Origin of the sequence: Fictibacillus sp. Mic-4, from assembly GCF_049843615.1 — a bacterium.
In the GTDB taxonomy this organism is placed as follows: Bacteria; Bacillota; Bacilli; order Bacillales; family Fictibacillaceae; genus Fictibacillus_A; species Fictibacillus_A gelatini.
In genome coordinates this window covers 103,948-122,563 of sequence record NZ_JBBHZM010000001.1, presented here as the reverse complement: position 1 = coordinate 122,563, position 18,616 = coordinate 103,948, and the positions used below count along the sequence as shown (strand labels likewise).

General features: G+C 40.2%; 18 protein-coding genes and 1 pseudogene. 9 read left to right on the top strand and 10 right to left on the bottom strand.

Features of this window, described 5'->3' with window-relative positions:
- Positions 1–890 precede the first annotated feature (890 nt).
- Complete coding sequence (locus WD019_RS00590; RefSeq protein ID WP_425710366.1) at positions 891–1,757, bottom strand: polysaccharide deacetylase family protein; 867 nt, start codon at positions 1,755–1,757, stop codon at positions 891–893.
- A 547-nt stretch (positions 1,758–2,304) separates the two neighbouring features.
- On the opposite strand from WD019_RS00590, the gene WD019_RS00585 reads away from it, so the two are divergent.
- Positions 2,305–3,651 carry an APC family permease gene (locus tag WD019_RS00585; protein WP_425710365.1) on the top strand — a complete coding sequence of 449 codons (1,347 nt, stop codon included), beginning with the start codon at positions 2,305–2,307 and terminating at the stop codon, positions 3,649–3,651.
- Positions 3,652–3,782: 131 nt separating this feature from the next.
- Here the strand turns inward: WD019_RS00585 and WD019_RS00580 are convergent, their stop codons facing one another.
- From WD019_RS00580 to WD019_RS00565, 4 genes are all read right to left on the bottom strand, one after another.
- On the bottom strand, positions 3,783–4,007 hold the full coding sequence (locus WD019_RS00580) for a hypothetical protein (protein WP_425710364.1): 225 nt from the start codon (positions 4,005–4,007) through the stop codon (positions 3,783–3,785).
- A gap of 135 nt (positions 4,008–4,142) precedes the next feature.
- Positions 4,143–5,393, bottom strand: a complete 1,251-nt coding sequence (locus WD019_RS00575) for an ATP-binding protein (RefSeq protein WP_425710363.1) — start codon at positions 5,391–5,393, stop codon at positions 4,143–4,145.
- Positions 5,394–6,063: 670 nt separating this feature from the next.
- Positions 6,064–6,843 (bottom strand): enoyl-ACP reductase FabI, encoded by a 780-nt coding sequence (gene fabI, locus WD019_RS00570; RefSeq protein WP_026676080.1) that lies wholly within the window; start codon positions 6,841–6,843, stop codon positions 6,064–6,066.
- Between the two features lie 356 nt (positions 6,844–7,199).
- On the bottom strand, positions 7,200–7,346 hold the full coding sequence (locus WD019_RS00565) for a hypothetical protein (protein WP_169729193.1): 147 nt from the start codon (positions 7,344–7,346) through the stop codon (positions 7,200–7,202).
- Positions 7,347–7,451: 105 nt separating this feature from the next.
- Here WD019_RS00565 and WD019_RS00560 point away from each other — a divergent pair.
- A pseudogene (locus WD019_RS00560) lies at positions 7,452–7,694 on the top strand (GerAB/ArcD/ProY family transporter); the annotation flags it as partial.
- Positions 7,684–8,550 carry a GerAB/ArcD/ProY family transporter gene (locus tag WD019_RS00555; protein WP_425710362.1) on the top strand — a complete coding sequence of 289 codons (867 nt, stop codon included), beginning with the start codon at positions 7,684–7,686 and terminating at the stop codon, positions 8,548–8,550. The pseudogene WD019_RS00560 and the gene WD019_RS00555, both read left to right, overlap by 11 nt.
- Positions 8,551–8,621: 71 nt before the next feature.
- Here the strand turns inward: WD019_RS00555 and WD019_RS00550 are convergent, their stop codons facing one another.
- Positions 8,622–10,463, bottom strand: a complete 1,842-nt coding sequence (locus WD019_RS00550; RefSeq protein ID WP_425710361.1) for a monovalent cation:proton antiporter family protein — start codon at positions 10,461–10,463, stop codon at positions 8,622–8,624.
- 185 nt (positions 10,464–10,648) lie between these two features.
- Between WD019_RS00550 and WD019_RS00545 the strand changes: the two genes are divergently transcribed.
- A complete protein-coding gene (locus WD019_RS00545) occupies positions 10,649–11,824 on the top strand; it encodes an FtsW/RodA/SpoVE family cell cycle protein (protein ID WP_026676083.1) in 1,176 nt (391 codons plus the stop codon).
- 80 nt (positions 11,825–11,904) lie between these two features.
- Positions 11,905–12,645 (top strand): bis(5'-nucleosyl)-tetraphosphatase PrpE, encoded by a 741-nt coding sequence (gene prpE / locus WD019_RS00540; RefSeq protein ID WP_026676084.1) that lies wholly within the window; start codon positions 11,905–11,907, stop codon positions 12,643–12,645.
- Between the two features lie 93 nt (positions 12,646–12,738).
- Here the strand turns inward: prpE and WD019_RS00535 are convergent, their stop codons facing one another.
- The 4 genes from WD019_RS00535 to WD019_RS00520 form a co-directional block, all read right to left on the bottom strand.
- Positions 12,739–13,641 carry an RluA family pseudouridine synthase gene (locus WD019_RS00535; RefSeq protein ID WP_425710360.1) on the bottom strand — a complete coding sequence of 301 codons (903 nt, stop codon included), beginning with the start codon at positions 13,639–13,641 and terminating at the stop codon, positions 12,739–12,741.
- Positions 13,642–13,704: 63 nt separating this feature from the next.
- Positions 13,705–14,508, bottom strand: a complete 804-nt coding sequence (locus tag WD019_RS00530) for an NAD kinase (RefSeq protein ID WP_026676086.1) — start codon at positions 14,506–14,508, stop codon at positions 13,705–13,707.
- Positions 14,509–14,520: 12 nt separating this feature from the next.
- Positions 14,521–15,180, bottom strand: coding sequence for a GTP pyrophosphokinase (locus tag WD019_RS00525; RefSeq protein WP_026676087.1), 660 nt, complete (start codon positions 15,178–15,180; stop codon positions 14,521–14,523).
- A gap of 36 nt (positions 15,181–15,216) precedes the next feature.
- Positions 15,217–15,576, bottom strand: coding sequence for a hypothetical protein (locus tag WD019_RS00520; RefSeq protein WP_026676088.1), 360 nt, complete (start codon positions 15,574–15,576; stop codon positions 15,217–15,219).
- Positions 15,577–15,733: 157 nt separating this feature from the next.
- Here WD019_RS00520 and WD019_RS00515 point away from each other — a divergent pair, with 157 nt between their 5' ends.
- The 4 genes from WD019_RS00515 to WD019_RS00500 all read left to right on the top strand — a co-directional run bounded on the left by WD019_RS00515 (position 15,734) and on the right by WD019_RS00500 (position 18,511).
- The gene (locus WD019_RS00515) at positions 15,734–16,315 is read left to right on the top strand and encodes a CYTH domain-containing protein (protein ID WP_425710359.1); all 582 of its coding nucleotides are present in this window, start codon (positions 15,734–15,736) and stop codon (positions 16,313–16,315) included.
- Positions 16,316–16,402: 87 nt separating this feature from the next.
- Entirely contained in the window at positions 16,403–17,044 is a 642-nt protein-coding gene (locus WD019_RS00510) for a lytic transglycosylase domain-containing protein (protein WP_425710358.1), read from the top strand.
- A 148-nt stretch (positions 17,045–17,192) separates the two neighbouring features.
- Positions 17,193–17,600, top strand: coding sequence for a globin (locus WD019_RS00505; RefSeq protein WP_425710357.1), 408 nt, complete (start codon positions 17,193–17,195; stop codon positions 17,598–17,600).
- Positions 17,597–18,511: a ClpXP adapter SpxH family protein gene (locus WD019_RS00500; RefSeq protein ID WP_425710356.1), complete on the top strand. Its 915-nt coding sequence runs from the start codon at positions 17,597–17,599 to the stop codon at positions 18,509–18,511. Before WD019_RS00505 ends, WD019_RS00500 begins: the two co-directional genes overlap by 4 nt.
- Positions 18,512–18,616: the final 105 nt, after the last annotated feature.

Below are 18,616 nucleotides of genomic sequence, written 5' to 3'. Positions count from 1 at the left end.
CATAAACAGTGCGAACAGATTAAACAAAATGACTGTCAGGACGAGAAAAAGCACGATTAGCGCTCCAATCCAAATTTTCTTCTTTTTTCAAAATCCCCTTTTATCAGGTTCGTTTTAAGGGAAGCAAACCTTAGTGCCCCTTCAGCTAAGAAAGTTCTTATTTTCAAGAACAAATTTTCACCTGTGGTGCTATTTTCAAGGCATTTGGACAATAAACAGTGGATTTCCGACAATAAATCGATTCCATCGGACAATAAATAGCCTCAGTAGGACAATAAATTTAGTATTTTCTTCATTTATGGTCCAAAAGTAAGATTTTATTGTCTAAACTGGATGGCTTATTGTCCAAATAAGAGCATTTATTGTCCGAGAACGAAATTATTTTAAATAAAGTAAAAATTCGTGATCGTTTTTTCCTCATTTCACGGATCTAACGAGGTGTTCTTAAAATAAGAATGTCCTATTACTGAAATGCAATCTTTTTTCTAGAAGGGGCATTAACTTTTTAAAATCGACATTCCGTTATTCATTTTTGTATGATCACATATACTCATTGCCGATATTTACGATCAGGAACGGAGCAAATTGGTTGATCTATGTCTATTCCACTTTATTACCGTTACCATTTATCCCTTAAAAAGGTTAAAAATATACAAAAGGATAATGACTAAAGATAAACTAAACATTTTTGCAAATTAGTATCAGCCTCAATCGGAGTTATATTCATTTGAGTCCAAACGCTTTGGATTAGTAAGATGTTGACATCCTCGGTTAAGCTACGTTATATCCAGGCGGCTCATGACCAGGGGAAACAAGTAGAAAAAAATTGATAGTTACATCTTAATTGTTTTAGATCTTGCAAATTGAAATAGAGGCTATCTGATAGGCCTCTATTTTAAATTATAATCCTCTAATTTAACAAACCGATAGCCATTTCGTTTTAATAGAGAAATTGCCTGGATCACTCCTTCAGCCGTTTCTCCTATTGGTTGATTCATGTGACAGATTACGATTGATCCTGGCTTAGCACTTAATAAGGCACTTTTGACTTGAGCTGCAGAATATGTAGCACCTGCATCCCCGAGAACATTGAAGTTAACGGGCTGTTCCCCGAGATCATTTACGATTTTCACGGCAACATCATCATAATAAGCTGTGCCGGAACGAAAAAATTTTGGTTTTCGGCCAGTTAGTTTTTTGATTTTCTCAGCACTTTCCAACACTTCCGAGACGACTTCATTTGCATTGGCCGTTCCTTTTATTCCCCACACTGATTTTCCGGTTACCGAAAGGGGTCTATGGAGCAGGCCATGATTTTCAATTTCAAACAACGGATTTTTTGCAAGAGACAAAAAAGTTTCCTTATTGCTATCGATCCACCTGCTATTGATAAACAAAGTAGCCGACACTTTTTGTTTTTCAAGAAAATCAATCAGTTTTTTATCGTACCCGCTGCCACGTTTGCCACCGCATGCATCAAACGTAAGCGCAATCACTTTTTCTTGTGTAGCTAGTCTTGTTTTCACACCTGTTACGTTTTCGCCCCACTGTTTTGGGATTTGCTTTTGATATTTATTAATCATTTCCGCTCGAATTTGAGCCATCGTTTCATAGTGACTTTTTCTTGTTTTGTCAACGTTACGATTCGTTTGATGAGAACTGACAGATGGCTTTTTTTGATCTTTATTATCGTTATTGCATGCAGAAAGCCCCAAAAGGGAGAAAACAATAAAAATGAACATGACTTTTTTCGTCAAAATGACACCTCTTATCAAATAAAATGCTGGATAAAAATTCACAGCGGCATCGAAAAGGATTAATTTTGGAATCGTTAATTTCTGCCCGACCCGTAAAATGCCGTCCAATAAGCGGTTTAAAGAACGGTATTGTGCATCCAATGTTGAAAGGTGCAATCAAATTATATGTTTTTTCCGGCATCAAAGGCAACATTTCCTTGTTAAGATCGCCAATCATTCCATCGCAATTGAATAGTTGTTCAACTTGTTTCGTACTAATCATACTCCCTCATTTGTTTTACAATCCATTCGCCTGTCGCAATATTTATGAAAAATGGAATAGAATATGCAATTTTGAATATTAAACGACAAAAAATCATTTTTAAAATTTTCAAAGCAAAAGTAAATTCACTTTTATTTGCCGCAATGGCACAATTATTGCATGAATATTCTGCGAAATATAAACATTTAAAAAACGGAGGTGGCAAATTGTAATTTCTGCACATGCCTATTTACTTTTCAGCGTGTTTTAAAAAAGGGAACTCAATTTTAGTAGGAGGAATGATACGTGAAAAATGGTGTACAATTAAAGCGTTCTCTGAAATTATGGCAAGTGGTCATGATGGGACTGGCCTATATGACCCCAATGGTTGTATTTGATACATTTGGCATCGTTTCCGGCATGACTGGCGGACATGTTCCTACCGCATACTTAATCGCTTTATGCGCGATGTTATTTACAGCGGCAAGCTATGGGAAATTAGTGAAGGTCTACCCTACCGCAGGATCAGCCTATACGTATACGCAAAAAGCAATTAGCCCGCATCTAGGCTTTCTTGTCGGATGGTCATCGCTATTGGATTATCTTTTTTTGCCTATGATTAATGCTTTATTGACCAGAATTTACCTTAATGCTTTATTTCCTGAAGTTCCATCATGGATTTGGGTTGTCGTCTTTGTTGCCATTGTAACTTTTCTTAATCTAAAGAGCGTTAACATCCTGGCAAACTTTAATACTTTTTTTGTGTTGGTTCAGATCGCCATCATGATCGTTTTTGTCGTTCTGGTTGCTAAAGGGCTTCATCATGGCGAAGGTATGGGAAAGGTATTTACGATTAAGCCATTTTTTACGGAGAATATGCACATCTCTACATTAGTAGCCGGCGCAACCGTTTTATGCATGTCCTATTTAGGATTTGATGCGGTTACCACACTTTCCGAAGAGACAAAGAATGCGAAGAAAAACATTCCTCGCGCCATTTTCCTTACCGCTCTCTGGGGAGGAATTATTTTCATAACCGCATCATTCTTTATCCAATTGTATTTTCCTGATATTTCGAGATTTAAAAACCCGGATGCCGCTTCGCCAGAAATTGCGCTTTATGTAGGTGGAAAATTATTTCAATCGATCTTTTTAGGAATTACATTTATTAATACGCTCGCGTCAGGCCTTGCGTCACATGCAAGCGTTTCCCGCCTGTTGTATGTCATGGGACGTGATAATGTATTCCCGAAAAAGTGGTTTGGGTATGTCCACCCGCGTTGGCATACTCCTGCATTTAACGTTCTTTTAGTCGGATTGATTTCACTAACGGCGATTTTCTTCGACCTTGTAACAGCAACAGCCATTATTAACTTCGGTGCCTTAATTGCCTTTACATTTGTAAACTTATCGGTGATTAATCATTTTGCTGTTCGTGAGAAAAAACATAAAACGGTTAAAGGCTTCTTTAGCTATATCATCATGCCGCTCATTGGAGCAGCAGCCATTGTCATGTTATGGATTAACCTTGAGAAGAGTTCCATGATTATGGGGCTCGTCTGGGCAGCTGCAGGTTTTGTCTATTTGTTATACCTTACAAAAGCATTCCGTTCAGCTCCACCACAATATGCGGCTGAAGAAGTGCACATGTAAAAAAGTCAACTATAGAATAACCGAAGCGGAATGCTCCACTTCGGTTATTTCTTAATCCCAGAACCTTCTATGACTACTTCTTACGCGTTTGCATCTGCAAATAATCGAGGAAGTTGTTCTTCTTCTCCTGGCTACTCGAACAATGGCCGAAAGCCGGTTTCTTCCAGTCGTCCGCTTTTTGCATTTACTTGTAACTCTTTCAAATCCAGAAGTCCGCTTTTTGCATTTACTTGTAACTCTTTTAAATCCGGAAGTCCTTTTTTTGCATTTACTTGTGACCCTTTCAAGTCCGGAAGTCCGCTTTCTGCATCCACTTGTAACCCGGCGGCGATGTTGATGACAACGGTTGCATCCACACATAAATAATCCCCCCATTTGTAGATTTGAGAAAGAGTTTTCTTTCTCAATCTATCATACGCGAGGGGTGGAAATCGTGCTTAGACAAGTATAGTAGTTTAAAAAAAATAGACTTTCAAGCTTAATAGAATTGCTTATGCTTTCGGGAAAGTTAACTTAAAAGTCGTTCCTATATCCGGTTCGCTTTCAACGTTGATTTTGCCGTTCATTTCCTCTACAATTCGATAACTTGCTGTAAGGCCAAGCCCGGTGCCCGAAGGCTTTGTTGAAAAATAAGGATCGCCTAATTTTTTTAATTGCTCTTTCGTCATGCCAATTCCGGTATCTTTTATATGTATGCTTACTTCGTTTTTATATTCAATTGTCGATAATGTGACCTGCCCTCCCTGTGGAGTTGCCTCGATCGCATTTTTAATGATGTTCATTAAAACTTGCTTCAATTTCCCCTGGTCGCCGATAATGTATAAGTCTTGATCCGTATTGTAATGGAGTTCAACCCCTTTGAGAAGCGCAAACGGGTTCATTACACTCCCCAGACTATCGATTAATTCTTTTATATTGAGCTGTTCAATTTTCAGCCCGTCTTGTTTTACAATCGACAAATAATCGGTAATGATCGCCTGGGCACGATCAATCTCTTGAATCATCATGTTTAAGAAAATTTTTTTATCATCCGGTATGTATTCCTCCGATTGAAAAATTTGCATAAATCCGCGCGCCACTGTCATCGGATTTCTTACTTCATGAGTAATGGAAGCGGCAAGCTGTCCAACGGAATTAATCTTATCCGCTTGTTCCATTTGCTTATTTTGTTGATTTCGGTAATTTTCGACTAAGATAATAATGAGTGCAAAAGCGGCAATCATCACAGCGAGATAAAGAACCATCAACGATAAGTCATGTGCGTTCATTTGCCAATTATGCCAATTGAATGCACAACGAGCTAATTTTAATAAAAAAATGATTAAAGACATTTTAATCACAAGAAATATCTTTTTTCGTAATTTCCCATGATGAAAGGCTTTATATGTAAGTAAGCAGAATAAGATAATGGCCAGGCTCACAACAATTCCGAAGAAAATACCGGTAGTGCCGATAATGAAGATCCGGTAGATAAAATATAAGCCAAATGTCGTAAACCCAACCAGATAACTGCCATACAAAAAACTCATCGCAAGCGGAATGGCCCGAAAATCAAAAAAGTACCCTTCTTTCATCTCGACCGGAAATGTGATGCATAAAAAAAGAGAAAAACCATTTATAATTGCAAATAAAACGGTTGGATTAAACCACTTCTTCTCATTATACGTATGCGGGACGGCCAGTTGAAACGAAACAAGCGGAATGAGAATGATCAATACATTGAGTAAAACGTCTTTAATCATTAGCCTACTCACCCCCTTTTTTCACTTTTTTTAATTGATTCTCCATAATCTTCATTATCCCTTTATTTAAATAGTAAAAAAACGAGTCCAAAAGTCCTATTTGTCGACATTGTTCGAAAAAAATTCTTTTTTTGCTCCAAATGATTGACAGGTTTTTCAGGAAATTTTTTGTGGCCTGGCTATCTCATTTACCCAATCAATCCTTTAAGCCTCTTAATAAAATATAGTATTCCGAAGGCAAAAGAGGTGATAGAATGTCTAAATGCAAAAAATGTTGCAAAAAGAAAAAAGTGCACGTCAGTTACTCATTAAGTTTTAAAAAGAACGTGCACGAACATCAGACTTGCGGCTGTTCTAAAAAAACTTCCGGCCATAGCTGTGGGAAAAAACATGGCGGCCATGTCTCTAAGCAAAGCGGGCACACGGTAAAAAAATCGTGCGTTTACAGCCCTTATCACAAAAAAAGTGATGGCCATGCTCATCAACACGAGTCGTCAACTATGCATCAACATAAGGACGAATCCAGCTCAAGCTCAAGCTGCCACTGCCACAAAAAGAAAAAGCATTGCCGCTGCGGTTGCAAACGCCGTCGTTTCTGCTGCTAATTAAACGTAAACGAAAAAGCCTTCCTGTCCTATTTCTGGACAAGAAGGCTTTTTCCCCTTCATTATTAATTTCCTAAAATGTTATAACCGCTGTCAACGTGGATAATTTCGCCAGTAATGCCACGGGAAAGGTCGCTCATTAAGAACAATGCCGTATCTCCCACTTCTTCCGGAGTTGTTGTGCGTCGAAGCGGCGATTTTTCTTCGATTTCTTTTAAAATGCTATTGAAATCGCCAATTCCTTTCGCAGCCAGCGTGCGGATCGGGCCTGCTGAAATCGCATTGACGCGAATGCCGTCTTTGCCAACATCGTTCGCTAAATATTTGACACTGGCGTCAAGCGCTGCTTTCGCTACACCCATGACGTTGTAATTTTGTACGACGCGCTCTCCCCCGAGATACGTCATTGTCACAATGCTTCCGCCTTCTGTCATATATTGACGTGCTTCTTTTACGACAGCCGTTAGCGAGTAGGATGAAATGTTATGGGCAAGCAGGAATCCATCACGCGTTGTATTTAAATATTCCCCTTTTAGCTCATCCGTATTAGCAAAGGCGATACAATGCGCAATGCCGTGGATCGGGCCGACTTCTGCATGGATTTTTTCAAATGCTGTTTTAATTTCTTCATCATTTGTAATGTCACATGGCAACACGAGATGGTCTTTACGTTCAAGTGTTTCTGCGAGGTCTTTCACGTTTTTCTCAAGACGTTCTCCCGCATAAGTAAATACAAGCCGTGCACCCGCGCTTGCAAGCGATCGGGCGATTCCCCAGGCAATGCTGCGCTTATTCGCAACACCCATGACTACATATGTACGATCTTCTAAAGATAGATTTAACATCGATTTTCCTCCCTACTGGTAGGTTTAGATTTTTTCTAGTGAATGTTCAAAAAGGAGGACAAATAGAGCCGAGAAGATCAAGACGGCGTAGCTTTGAACAAGGCTACCTCACGACTTACCTTCGATGTTGCCTTGCACCGAGGAAGCCTCCTACAAAGCTTAGCTTGTAGACGCAGGTGCAACATCGTATGAAACTAATACGTGAGTAGCGCAAAAGCAAGCCAACGAAGAGATTCGACTGCTATTTTTCCCGGACTTTTTGAACTTCGTCTATTATGTGTTATTAGTACCTAGTCCCAATCCTAGTATAACAGATTTCATAGGAAAGAAAATACCTTTCCTGCCGCGATGTTACATTATCCTTTGCTCGTTTCAATATTTCTTACTTCATATCCGCATTTTGGACAGGTGAAGATTACGTTCTGGTTGGACTGTGCCGTTAATACATGGTGGTCCAATTCCGTTTCATAATGGCATTTTGGGCAGATTACTGTTGGCAACATGCTTTTTGTCCCCTTCCTGAAAAATGTACATTCTTTAGTATGGGCAAAACAGCCCGTCTATAAAAACTAGCTTCAGGCAATACTGTTTTCAAAATCAAATTTTGTATGTTTTGCAAAAGAGGATCATTCATGTTAAAAGATGAAAAACTATCTGTCCGGCAATTTCGTTTACTCGTTATTTTATTTTCAATCGGCTCTTCCATATTAATTCTTCCTTCTGGTATGGCAGCAGGAGCCAAACAAGATGCATGGATTGCCCAGCTTCTCGTCATCGCTATCAGTTTACTTTTTATCTGGCTTTATAATGTAATCCATAAATGGTTTCCAAAAATGACGCTTGTCGCAAATCTGTCACGCATTGTTTGGCAAATGGATCGGGACGTTGCTTTCGCTCTTCTTTCTGTCGTTGCCATTTCTTTATGCAACGATTTTAATGCTTTACTCAGGGGCATTTCTGACAGCGCAAATTTTTTCGAACACCCCGATGGTTGCTATAAATGTTCTCATGTTATTGATTTTAGTCATGGGCACTCGTCTTGGAATTGAAACACTTGCTCGTTCTGCCGAAATTTTAATTATATTTTTTGTCTTCCTGTTAATTATTTTAATCGTTTTTACACTGCCCGAAATAAAGTTAGAAAATATCCAGCCTGTTTTTGAAGCGAAACCGAAAACGCTCCTTCGTACCGCCGTCTTTCCGGTCATTACTGCGGCTATTAATTCGGTTGTCTTTTTAATGATCCTTCCTCATGTGAACGATAGTAAAAAAGCCCGTCATTCATTTTTGATCGGGCATGTCATCGGAGGAGTTATTTTATTCATTATTACTGCTTTGTGCATTCTTGTCCTGGGGGCAGACCAAACGGCTCGAAAGATGTATCCGCCCTATACGTTAGCAAAACAAATCAATGTCGGGCAGGTAATTACACGAATTGAAGTGATCATCGCTGTTCTCTGGACGATTTCCATCTATTTTAAAATGGCAATTTATTTCTATGCCGCGCTTGTCGGGCTTGCCCAACTGCTTAATTTGCAAGATTACCGCCCACTCGTTTTGCCGTCTGGATTGATCGGTATCGTACTCGCACCCATCATTTTTACAAACATCGTTTGGCAAAATACGTGGGATACATCCAGTTCGATTGGCTATTCCATGCGGTTGGCGTATTCTTGCCAATTCTTGTCCTGTTGGCCGGAGCCATAAAAAAATGGAAACAAAAAAACCGTAAGCCGGGATAGTGTGAACTTATTTCCCGGCTTTCGGTTTGATGCGATTTACGCCAATACTTCTTTCATTTTGCCAATATGCTCTTTACTTCCGGTGACAATAAGCTTATCCCCGACGAGCATTTCCGTATCTCCATGTGGAATAATCGACTCATTCTCACGATAAATGCGGACGATGATCGCATCTCCGAGATAAGGAAAATTACGTAATGAAGTCTTGTCGTATTCAGCATTTTTCACTTTTACTTCATATAATGCATTTTCTTGCTCCGTTATTAAATTGGCAACAGACGGATTTGTAATTAATGATTTCAGCAATATTTGCCCGCTGAAATAACGGGAATAGACTTCAATGTTTTTTTCTTTTAACAGCTCTCGTTTTTCCATTGTTTCAATTCGGGCGATGACCCGCTCCACTCCGTGTTCTTTCGCCAGATGAGCGAGCCGTTCATTCACCTCATCATCTCCTGTTGCCGCCACGAAAATATCCGAGTCAAAAATATGGTGTTTCTCTAACGTTTCTTCTTCATAATCTTCCAGTTCTAAAATGTTGTAGGACTCAAGCTGTTTCGGATCTTTTTCTTCCTGCTTCGTATGATACAGTCTTTTTTCAAAGTTCCGTTCATCGAGCTCAAGTGAAATCGGAAGCGTAATTTGATTGGCTCCAATGATAACAAGCCTTTCCCTTCGTTGCTCGACGTTTTTTCGCGGCAACAATTTTTTGAAAAAAATAGGCGTTATAATGCAGCTGATCACCGCTGTCAGAATGAACGCCGATGCAAGTCGTGAATCGATGACATGGATGCGCTGGCCGATTTTCGCTGCGGCAATGACAAGCGACAATGTCGATGTCAGCAAAAAGCCTGAAGCAATGACCGTCTTCCAATCAAACCATTTTTTCAAAAGGAGGATCGGCCCGAACTTTGAAATTAAAAGTGCAATCAAAAGCAGCGGAATGAGCATCAATACTTTTGGATCTTTAAATATCGAAAGAAGGTCCAGATCGACACCGACCATAACGAAAAAGATCGGAATAAGAAAACCGTAACCGAATGAGTCAAGCTTATGCACCATATGAGCGTTCGGTGAAAGCAATGAAACGAGCACCCCGGCTAAAAATGCGCCGAGAATATTTTCAGCCCCTACTTTCTCTGATAAACCGACTAAGACGATGATGAGCGTAAACACAGCGCGTGTATCGATTTGAACCGTCCCTTTAGCCATTGTTTCAAGAAACGTTTGATGGCGCAAATACTTCCCGACAAAATATAAAACGATCCCGGCGCCAAACAATATGAGCAACAACCACATTTGGCCGCTGTTTCCTGACTGGGTAGAGACAAAGACCGTCAATAAAATCATCGTCACTAAATCAGCGATAACGGCAATTAATAAAATGATTTGCCCGATGCTCGTTTTTGAAAGGTTTTCTTCTTTAATTGTTGGAACGACGACGCCAAGAGAAATGGTCGAGATAATCAGCGTCATAAAAAAGGCATTTTTCGTAAAGCCCATCCAAACAAAAAGAAGCGCGAGCAATAAAGATAGAATAAATATAAGTCCGAAAATAACCGATGAAATGGCGATACGATTGGGCTCTTTCTTTCCGTTTGGCAGCAGCCGTTTATTCGAATTTCCCGCAAAAACGGTAAAATCAATCTCCACTCCGCTTAAAAACATTAAAAAGATAAACCCGAGTGATGATAAAATATTAAGCCATGTCCCTGCATGGACGATATCGAAGCCGCTTTTGCCTATGATGATGCCTGCGATAATCTCCGCAACGACAACAGGCAAAAATTTCAAGCCCAGCTTATTTAAGAGTATAGGAATGAAAAACGCGGTTAAAATGACGATGACCAGTGATGAAAATTGTGCGTGTCCACCCATATGAAAAATTCCTCCTTTTTCTAATTCTTCCCTTCTTTCCTTTATTATTATTTGTAGCTTCCAACCACTATACAAAAACAAAATAAGGCTGTCAAAATAAACCTTCCCTTATTTGTTTTCAAACAAAACAATTTCTTGTAAGATAGAACATGTTATATCCTTAAAATAGGGAGTTTGAAGTGTTAATGGATAATGAAAAAAAATTCTCACCGTGGCAGCAAATCGATTACAATTTAGTTTTTATTTTATTTTTAATGTTTTGCGTCAGCTGCATCGCCATTTATAGTGCGCAGCAGATGGCACAATATGACCAAAATTTCGTTGTAAAACAAATTATTTATTATGTTGTTGGAGGCATTGCCATTGTTGGGGTCATGTTTCTCGATTATGACCAATACCGAAGATTATCCTGGTATTTGTACGGACTGGGCATTATCCTGTTAATCGGCATTATTATTGCCCCCCTTTCGCTTGTTCCTGACATTAATGGGGCAAGAGCATGGTACCGGATTGGCGGTTTCGCGTTCCAGCCGTCGGAAGTGATGAAAGTGGCACTTATTATATCACTAAGCAATGTCATTGCCTCACATAACGAAAAATATATTATTCGCACGATCCGTGAAGATTTGATCCTTATTGGCAAGATCGCCCTTGTTACAGGCGTGCCGTTTTTGCTGATTATGATGCAGCCTGACCTTGGAACAGGGCTTGTATTTATTGCGATTGCAGGAAGTCTTATGCTCGTTTCAGGAGTTCGCTGGAGACTTATATTTATCATTACATTAATTGGCATTTTATTCATTGCGACTTTAGTCTGGATTTATTTCACCTTCCCGCAATTTTTCATTGACTATATACTCAGGGGGAAATTATATCAACTAGACCGGTTTTACGCCTGGCTCGATCCTGAGGCTCATCCTGATGCCGGCTACAATACGTTAAAAGCTGTTCTCGCCGTCGGTTCAGGTGAATTATTCGGGAAAGGATTTTTACATGGTTCCGTGTATATTCCTGAAGCGCAGACTGACTTTATATTCTCGATTATTGGTGAGGAGTGGGGATTCCTTGGCACAAGCATTGTCATCTCATTATTTTTCTTATTGATTTACCGTATGATCAATGTTGGGCTCGAAAGCAATGAGGCATTTGGAAGTTACCTCTGTGCTGGAGTTATTGGCTGGTTTACCTTTCAGGCATTTCAAAATATCGGGATGAACATTCAAGTCATGCCGATTACCGGGATTCCATTGCCGTTTATTAGTTATGGGGGAAGTGCAATTCTCGCCTGTATGATCGCGCTCGGCCTCGTTTTAAACGTTCGGTCGAGAACAAGAAAATATATGTTTGGAAGCAATCAATAAACACCCGCATTCGGCGGGTGTTTTTGTTGTATGTATCAATTGAAATTAATGTATCCTAAAGATATTGGAGAGTGATGGATATGAACTATGATATTATCGGGGATATTCATGGTTGTTTTGCAGAATTTAAAACGTTGACGGAGAAACTCGGGTACAAGTGGGATAACGGTTTGCCAATGCACCCTGAAAATCGGATCATCGTTTTTCTCGGTGATTTGACCGATCGCGGACCCGAGTCGATCCGAGTGGCAGAAACCGCATATGAACTCGTCAGAAAAAAGAAAGCCCTTTACTCCCCGGGCAACCATTGCAACAAATTGTACCGTTATTTCCTTGGCCGGAACGTTCAGGTGACTCATGGACTTGAAACGACTGTGGCCGAGTTTGAAAGTTTATCTGAAAAAGAGCGGATGAAAGTCCGATCTCATTTTTGTACATTATATGAGGAAGCTCCTTTATATCTCGTCCTCGATGAAGGCAAATTAATTACTGCCCATGCTGGCATTCCTGAACGCTATATCGGCCGCTATGATAAAAAAGTGAAAACATTCGTATTGTATGGTGATATTACCGGCGAAAGACATCCTGACGGGTCGCCCGTTCGCAGAGATTGGGCGAAAGAATATAAAGGTAATCGCCTGGTCGTCTACGGGCATACTCCTGTAAAAGAAGCGCGAAAAATAAATCAAACGTGGAATATAGATACGGGGTGTGTATTTGGCGGAAAGCTGACTGCCCTCCGTTATCCGGAAATGGCAATCGTCTCCGTCCCTTCCACAATGCCTTATGTGCCAGAGAAATTTCGTGATTTTGAAGAATGACGATTGACTTCAACTATTAGTGGCATAAAAAAGACGTAAGCGCCTTAAGGCGTTACGTCTTGCTTAAAACTATTTCCACTGTGAACGTTACATTTATATTGCAACATCGTCACTCATTAATTTCCTCATATCTGACGGGAGCGGGGCAGTAACTTCTATCTCTTTTTCAAGGAAAGGATGGAAGAAACTCGCTTGATAGCTGTGGAGGGCTTGCCTATCGATCTCTTCTTTCGTTCCACCATATAGATCGTCCCCTATTAGCGGGTGACCGATATAAGCCATATGTACTCTTATTTGATGCGTGCGGCCCGTTTCCATTTGAAGGGTGACTGTGCTTTTATCGTCTCTTTCATCAATCACCGAGTAATGGGTAATCGCTTCCTGACCGTCTTCACGAACCATTCGTTCCACGATGCTGTTTGGATTGCGCCCAATTTTCCCCGTAATAACCCCCGTTTTTTCAGTAATAAGTCCATGCACAACAGCAATGTAGGTTCGCTTCAATGTTTTATTTTTTTGTTGCTCGGACAATAGAGCATGCGCGAATCGGTGTTTCGCAATGATGACTATCCCGGATGTATCTCGATCCAGGCGATTGACGGCATGAAATGTGCTTTGAATCCCGTTTTTTTCATAATAAGAAAGAACGCCTTGCGCAAGTGAACCGAAGTTCTGGTAACGTGATGGGATGGTCGGAATACCTGGAGGTTTGTTAACAATTAAGAGATGGTCATCCTCATATAAAATATCAAGCGGCATTTCCTCGCTCTCCATGTGTTCGCTCACTTTTTCCGGCGGGAACATGACCTCGACGAAATCTCCGCAAGCCAGAACCTTGCGTACAGTTACATCCTCTCCATTCACTTGAAGCACTCCCCCAGAAAACTTTATATCCGTCAAGGCGCTCTTTGAAATTTTTTTATGGACTCGCAAAAACTCCCGCAACATCATCCCGGATTCCGCTTCAGTCACTTTCCAAGAAATCTTAAACGTCATGATTCCACCTCAAATTTTTGTATGTACGCAAAAGGCCAAGACGTTCGTCTTGACCTTAACCGCTTATTCTCTTCCGCTTCCGATAAAGGAGTCCTTTACACGTTTCCAAAAAGGGAAAGGACGAAATCTGGCAAACCGGATCGTTTCGTCGGCCACCCGGCATTGGATTGATTTAACCCTTTTTTGAAGCAATGATAAATGGTCAATCGTAATATGGAAGTCAACATCATTGACCGGTTTTAAAAGGCATGTATGATGCTGTGGGAGAACGAGCGGCGAACCAATCGTCCGATACACGCGGTTGTTGATCGATGCCATTTCAGCAAGCTGAATGGAAGCGAGTGACGGATGAATGATTGCTCCGCCGAGTGCTTTATTGTAGGCGGTGCTTCCCGATGGCGTTGAAATACATAGACCGTCTCCGCGAAACGTTTCGAATTTTTCCCCTTTAATATCGACGTCCATGACGAGGGATCCATAGACGCTTTTAACCGTACATTCATTTACCGCCAAATAACGCCGTTCATCCATGTCGTCAATGTAGCGGACAATGACTTCAAGGAGCGGATATTCTACAATTTGAAAAGGGGTTTTCGCAATGTGAATCACTAATTTCTCTACTTCATCCGGCACCCAATCTGCAAAAAAACCGAGATGCCCCGTATGTATCCCAACAAAAGCAGTTTGATCAACACGTGAGACATATTGATGAAAGGCATGCAAGAGTGTCCCGTCTCCGCCTACTGTAATGACAATATCCGGCTCTTTTTCATTGTATGTCAATTCAAATTCCTGCAAATATGTTTTAATTTTTTGTTGAAGTTTATTCGATTTTTGGTCCCCTTTTGAAATAATGGCAAAGTTCATATGCTCTACTTCCTACCTTTTCAAAATTGACGTTTCATTTGATCCGTTATTTCCTTTATCTGTTCTGTCTTGAAAAACGACGAGCGCTTCCTTTACTTCACCTTTAATTTGCGCCATCTCTTCATCAAGCCTGAATGCCGCTTCTGCCGCACGCTGCAGCCTTGATTGAATGTCCCCCGGAATTTTCCCCTGATATTTATAATTAAGAGAATGTTCGATGGTAGCCCAGAAGTTCATCGCTAATGTCCGGATTTGTACCTCGACTAAAATCGGCTTTTCTCCTTCTAACATTTGAACAGGATACTTGAGAACCAAATGATATGACCGATACCCGCTTGGCTTTTTGTTCGTAATGTAATCCCGTTCTTCCACAATCTCAAAATCTTTTCGATTACGGAGCAATTCAATGACCTTATTAATGTCATCCGTAAATTGGCACATTATGCGGAGGCCTGCGATATCTTGTATTTCTTCTTCGATTTTCTCAAGCGGAATATTTTTTTGCTTTGCTTTATTAAGGATCGATTTAATCGGTTTTACCCTTGCCGTAACAAATTCCACCGGAGAATGCCTTGACGATTTTTGATACTGTTCACGGATTCCTTTGAATTTAACTTTTAATTCGTCTACTGCTTGCTTATATGGGGCAAGAAGCGTTTCCCAATCTAACATATGCTTCATTCACCACCCTGGGTCATTTATCTATTCCTAAAAAACTTCCTCTACCGCTTCAACCATTTCTTTTCCGTAATTGGCATTCCCTTTAATATTTTCAATTAAATATGCCAGCTCCTCATGAATGGCTGAAAGCTCAAGTTCGCTTTCACCTGTTCGGAGAATGACGGAATTTCCTTTCTGTAGTGCCGATTTTAAATCGGCCCAGTATTCTTTTGGAATGCCGATATAAATGAGCTCATTTTCGGTTTCCATTATGTAAATGAACGACAACTGATCGGAGTCGACTAACATTCTTCCCCCGTCTTTCCAATTGGATGTATCCGTTTCGTCAATCAATAAATAAATGTGATCCGCAATTTGCGAGGATTTTATGTTGTATCTTTCAGCCATATTAACCTCCTGTATTTCCATACGGTCAGCTCTGTCCGTATTTTCCTTCCTGTTGAATTTCAAGCCATATTTCTTCCTTTATAGTTTACCATAAATCGGTACGTTTTTTGTGTATTGATTCCGGATATGCCATAATATAAGTCATGGGGGGACAAAAATGAAGCAAGAAATTGAAATTGAGTTTAAAAATTTATTAACAGCGGACGAATTTTTTAGGGTTTCAAACCACTTTTCACTTTCGTCTTCATCCTTTAAAAAACAAAGTAACCATTACTTTGACACTCCTTCATTTGATCTGAAAAGAAACCGGTGTGCTTTAAGAATTCGTGAAAAAGATCATACTTTCACTTTGACATTGAAGCAGCCTCATCCTGATGGCCTCTTAGAAACACATCAAATCGTCAGCGGAGATGAGCTGAAGAAAATGAAAGAATCAGGCGGAATGCTTGAAGGTGAAATTTCCGACATTCTTCAACACGAGTTTCAAATTCCGGTTTCAAACTTACGATATCTTGGCACATTATCAACCAATCGCGCCGAAATCGGGTACAGGGATGGCTTATTAGTACTGGATGAAAGCGAATATCTTGGAATTACCGATTATGAAGTAGAATACGAGGCAAAAGATCGGGAAACGGGACAAATTGTCTTTGAAAGCCTTCTTAAAGAACATAACATCCCACTTCGGCCAACTGATAATAAAATCCAACGCTTTTTCAAGTTAAAAGAAAACTTATAAAAGATTGTTGATTTCCCCAACATTTGCTATGATAAATCATAGCAAATGTTGAAATAGTTTGACTTGTTGTTTCAATGGGGGAAAATAATGGACATCAATTCATTAAGAACGTTAGTAGAAATGCAAGCCTTGCAGCAATTGAACCAGAATTCAACAACTTCAATGGTAAGTACGGGAACCTCCTTGTTTGCCCAGTTGCTTGAAGAGCAATTATTCCAATCATTTAATTTGTTGCAAGAAAATGATCAACCGGCAACCAGTACTTCCGCTTTTATGCCGATGCAGCAAATGCAGCCGATTCAACCGAAGGTAATCGTTCGGCCTCCTTCAGCTCAAAAGGAAGTAGGAAATATTGAAGAGCTCATTCAAACAATAGGGCAACGTTACGGAGTAAACCCTTCATTAATCCATTCTGTTATCGAGCATGAATCAGGATTCAACCCGTTGAGCAAAAGCGGCGCCGGTGCGATGGGCTTGATGCAGCTTATGCCTGAAACGGCTCGTTCATTAGGGGTTTCAAATCCGTTTGATCCCGCCCAAAATATTGAAGGCGGCGTCAAATATTTACGAAAATTGCTTGATCGCTATAACGGAAATGAACGATTGGCCTTAGCCGCTTATAACGCCGGACCAGGCAATGTCGACAAATACGGCGGCATACCACCTTTTCGTGAGACGCTAAACTACGTTTCAAAAGTGATGAGCACGTATAAAAATCAACAAGCATAACCCGTTTGCAGGCCTGGGTGGCCAAGAAAAGGATTTCTTGGCCACCTAGGCCTTTTTGCCTAAATTTGAATAGTTCTATTTGTTTGCTTATCTCTTACAAGACTTGTTAGAATGTAGTTACATGGAATTACGAAAAGGAGTTTTAATCATGAGCAATAAGGAATTTACCCCATTTGAAGCGCTAGGGGGAAGTCCTGTACTTGAAAAACTTGTCGATACGTTTTACGGTTTTGTTAAAGAGAATCCCGTTTTGGCTCCGTTGTTTTCTGAAGACTTTACAGAAATTGCAAGAAAACAAAAACAATTTTTAACACAGTTTTTAGGCGGACCTCACGTTTATACTATGGAGCACGGACATCCGATGCTCAGGGCAAGACACCTTCCTTTTCCAATTACAATTCGACATGCAAAAGAATGGCTCGGTTGCATGGAGAAAGCAATGGATACGCTTTCGTTGGACGGTGAGCTAAGGGAATATATAATGAATCGACTGACCATGACCGCTTATCATATGGTAAATACAGACGCACCCCATGGAAAGGAGAATGGATTTTGAGATCATTTGAAATCAACAATCCTTTTTCTGCTCATGATAAGGGTAAAGCGAGCCCTTTTCCAACATCATCTACCTGTCATAAGCCTGTAGAAATTTATTTTGTCATCGACCCTTTTTGTCCGGAATGTTGGGCCATGGAACCGATCATAAAAAAATTATGGATGGAATACGGTCGGTATTTTACATTCCGTTATATTATTGGCGGAAAATTGGACTCCTTAAATTCGATTAAACGTAAAAGGAACGATATTCGAACGGTTGAACAAATCGCGGAAGCCTGGAAAAAGACTGCTTTTCAAACAGGAATGTGTTGTGACGGCGATATTTGGTTGGAAGCCCCGATCTCTACTCCCTTTTTAGGGTTTATCGCGATAAAAGCAGCAGAACTGCAAGGAAAACAAGCGGGAATGCGTTTTTTGCGTAGGATGAGAGAGATGCTCTTTCTTCAAAAACAAAACATTTGCAAACGCGATGTACTAATCCAAATTGCGGAAAAAGCCGCTCTCGATGTGAATGAATTTATTGAAGACATTCATTCTGAAGCCGCCGTTAAAGCGCTTAAAAGCGATTTGAAGTTTTATAATGATATGGAAATCGATCATACGCCGACATTAGTCTTTTTTAACAATAAAGCGGATGAAGAAGGTATAAAAGTAACGGGATGCCAGTCATATAACGTCTATGTCGAGGTCATTTCTGAGCTGCTTGCCTTCACGCCAAAGCCCGCTCCCCTGCCTCCTGTTGAAGAATTTATGAAAAAGTATACGTTTGTTGGGACGAAAGAACTATCCTTTGTTTACGATACAACTTGTTCGGAAATGGAAAGACGAATGAAGAAATTGGTGCTTCAGCAAGTTGTGGAAAAAATCCCTGTAAAGCATGGCGCTTTCTGGAATTATACCGGTCAATGAAACGAATCAGAGCATGCCTGGTTCGTTTTTTTTTGGTATAAGCTCTACAATCATTGAATAAGTTTTTTTCGAGGAGGCTTAGCGCATGTACCTATTTTTATTTTT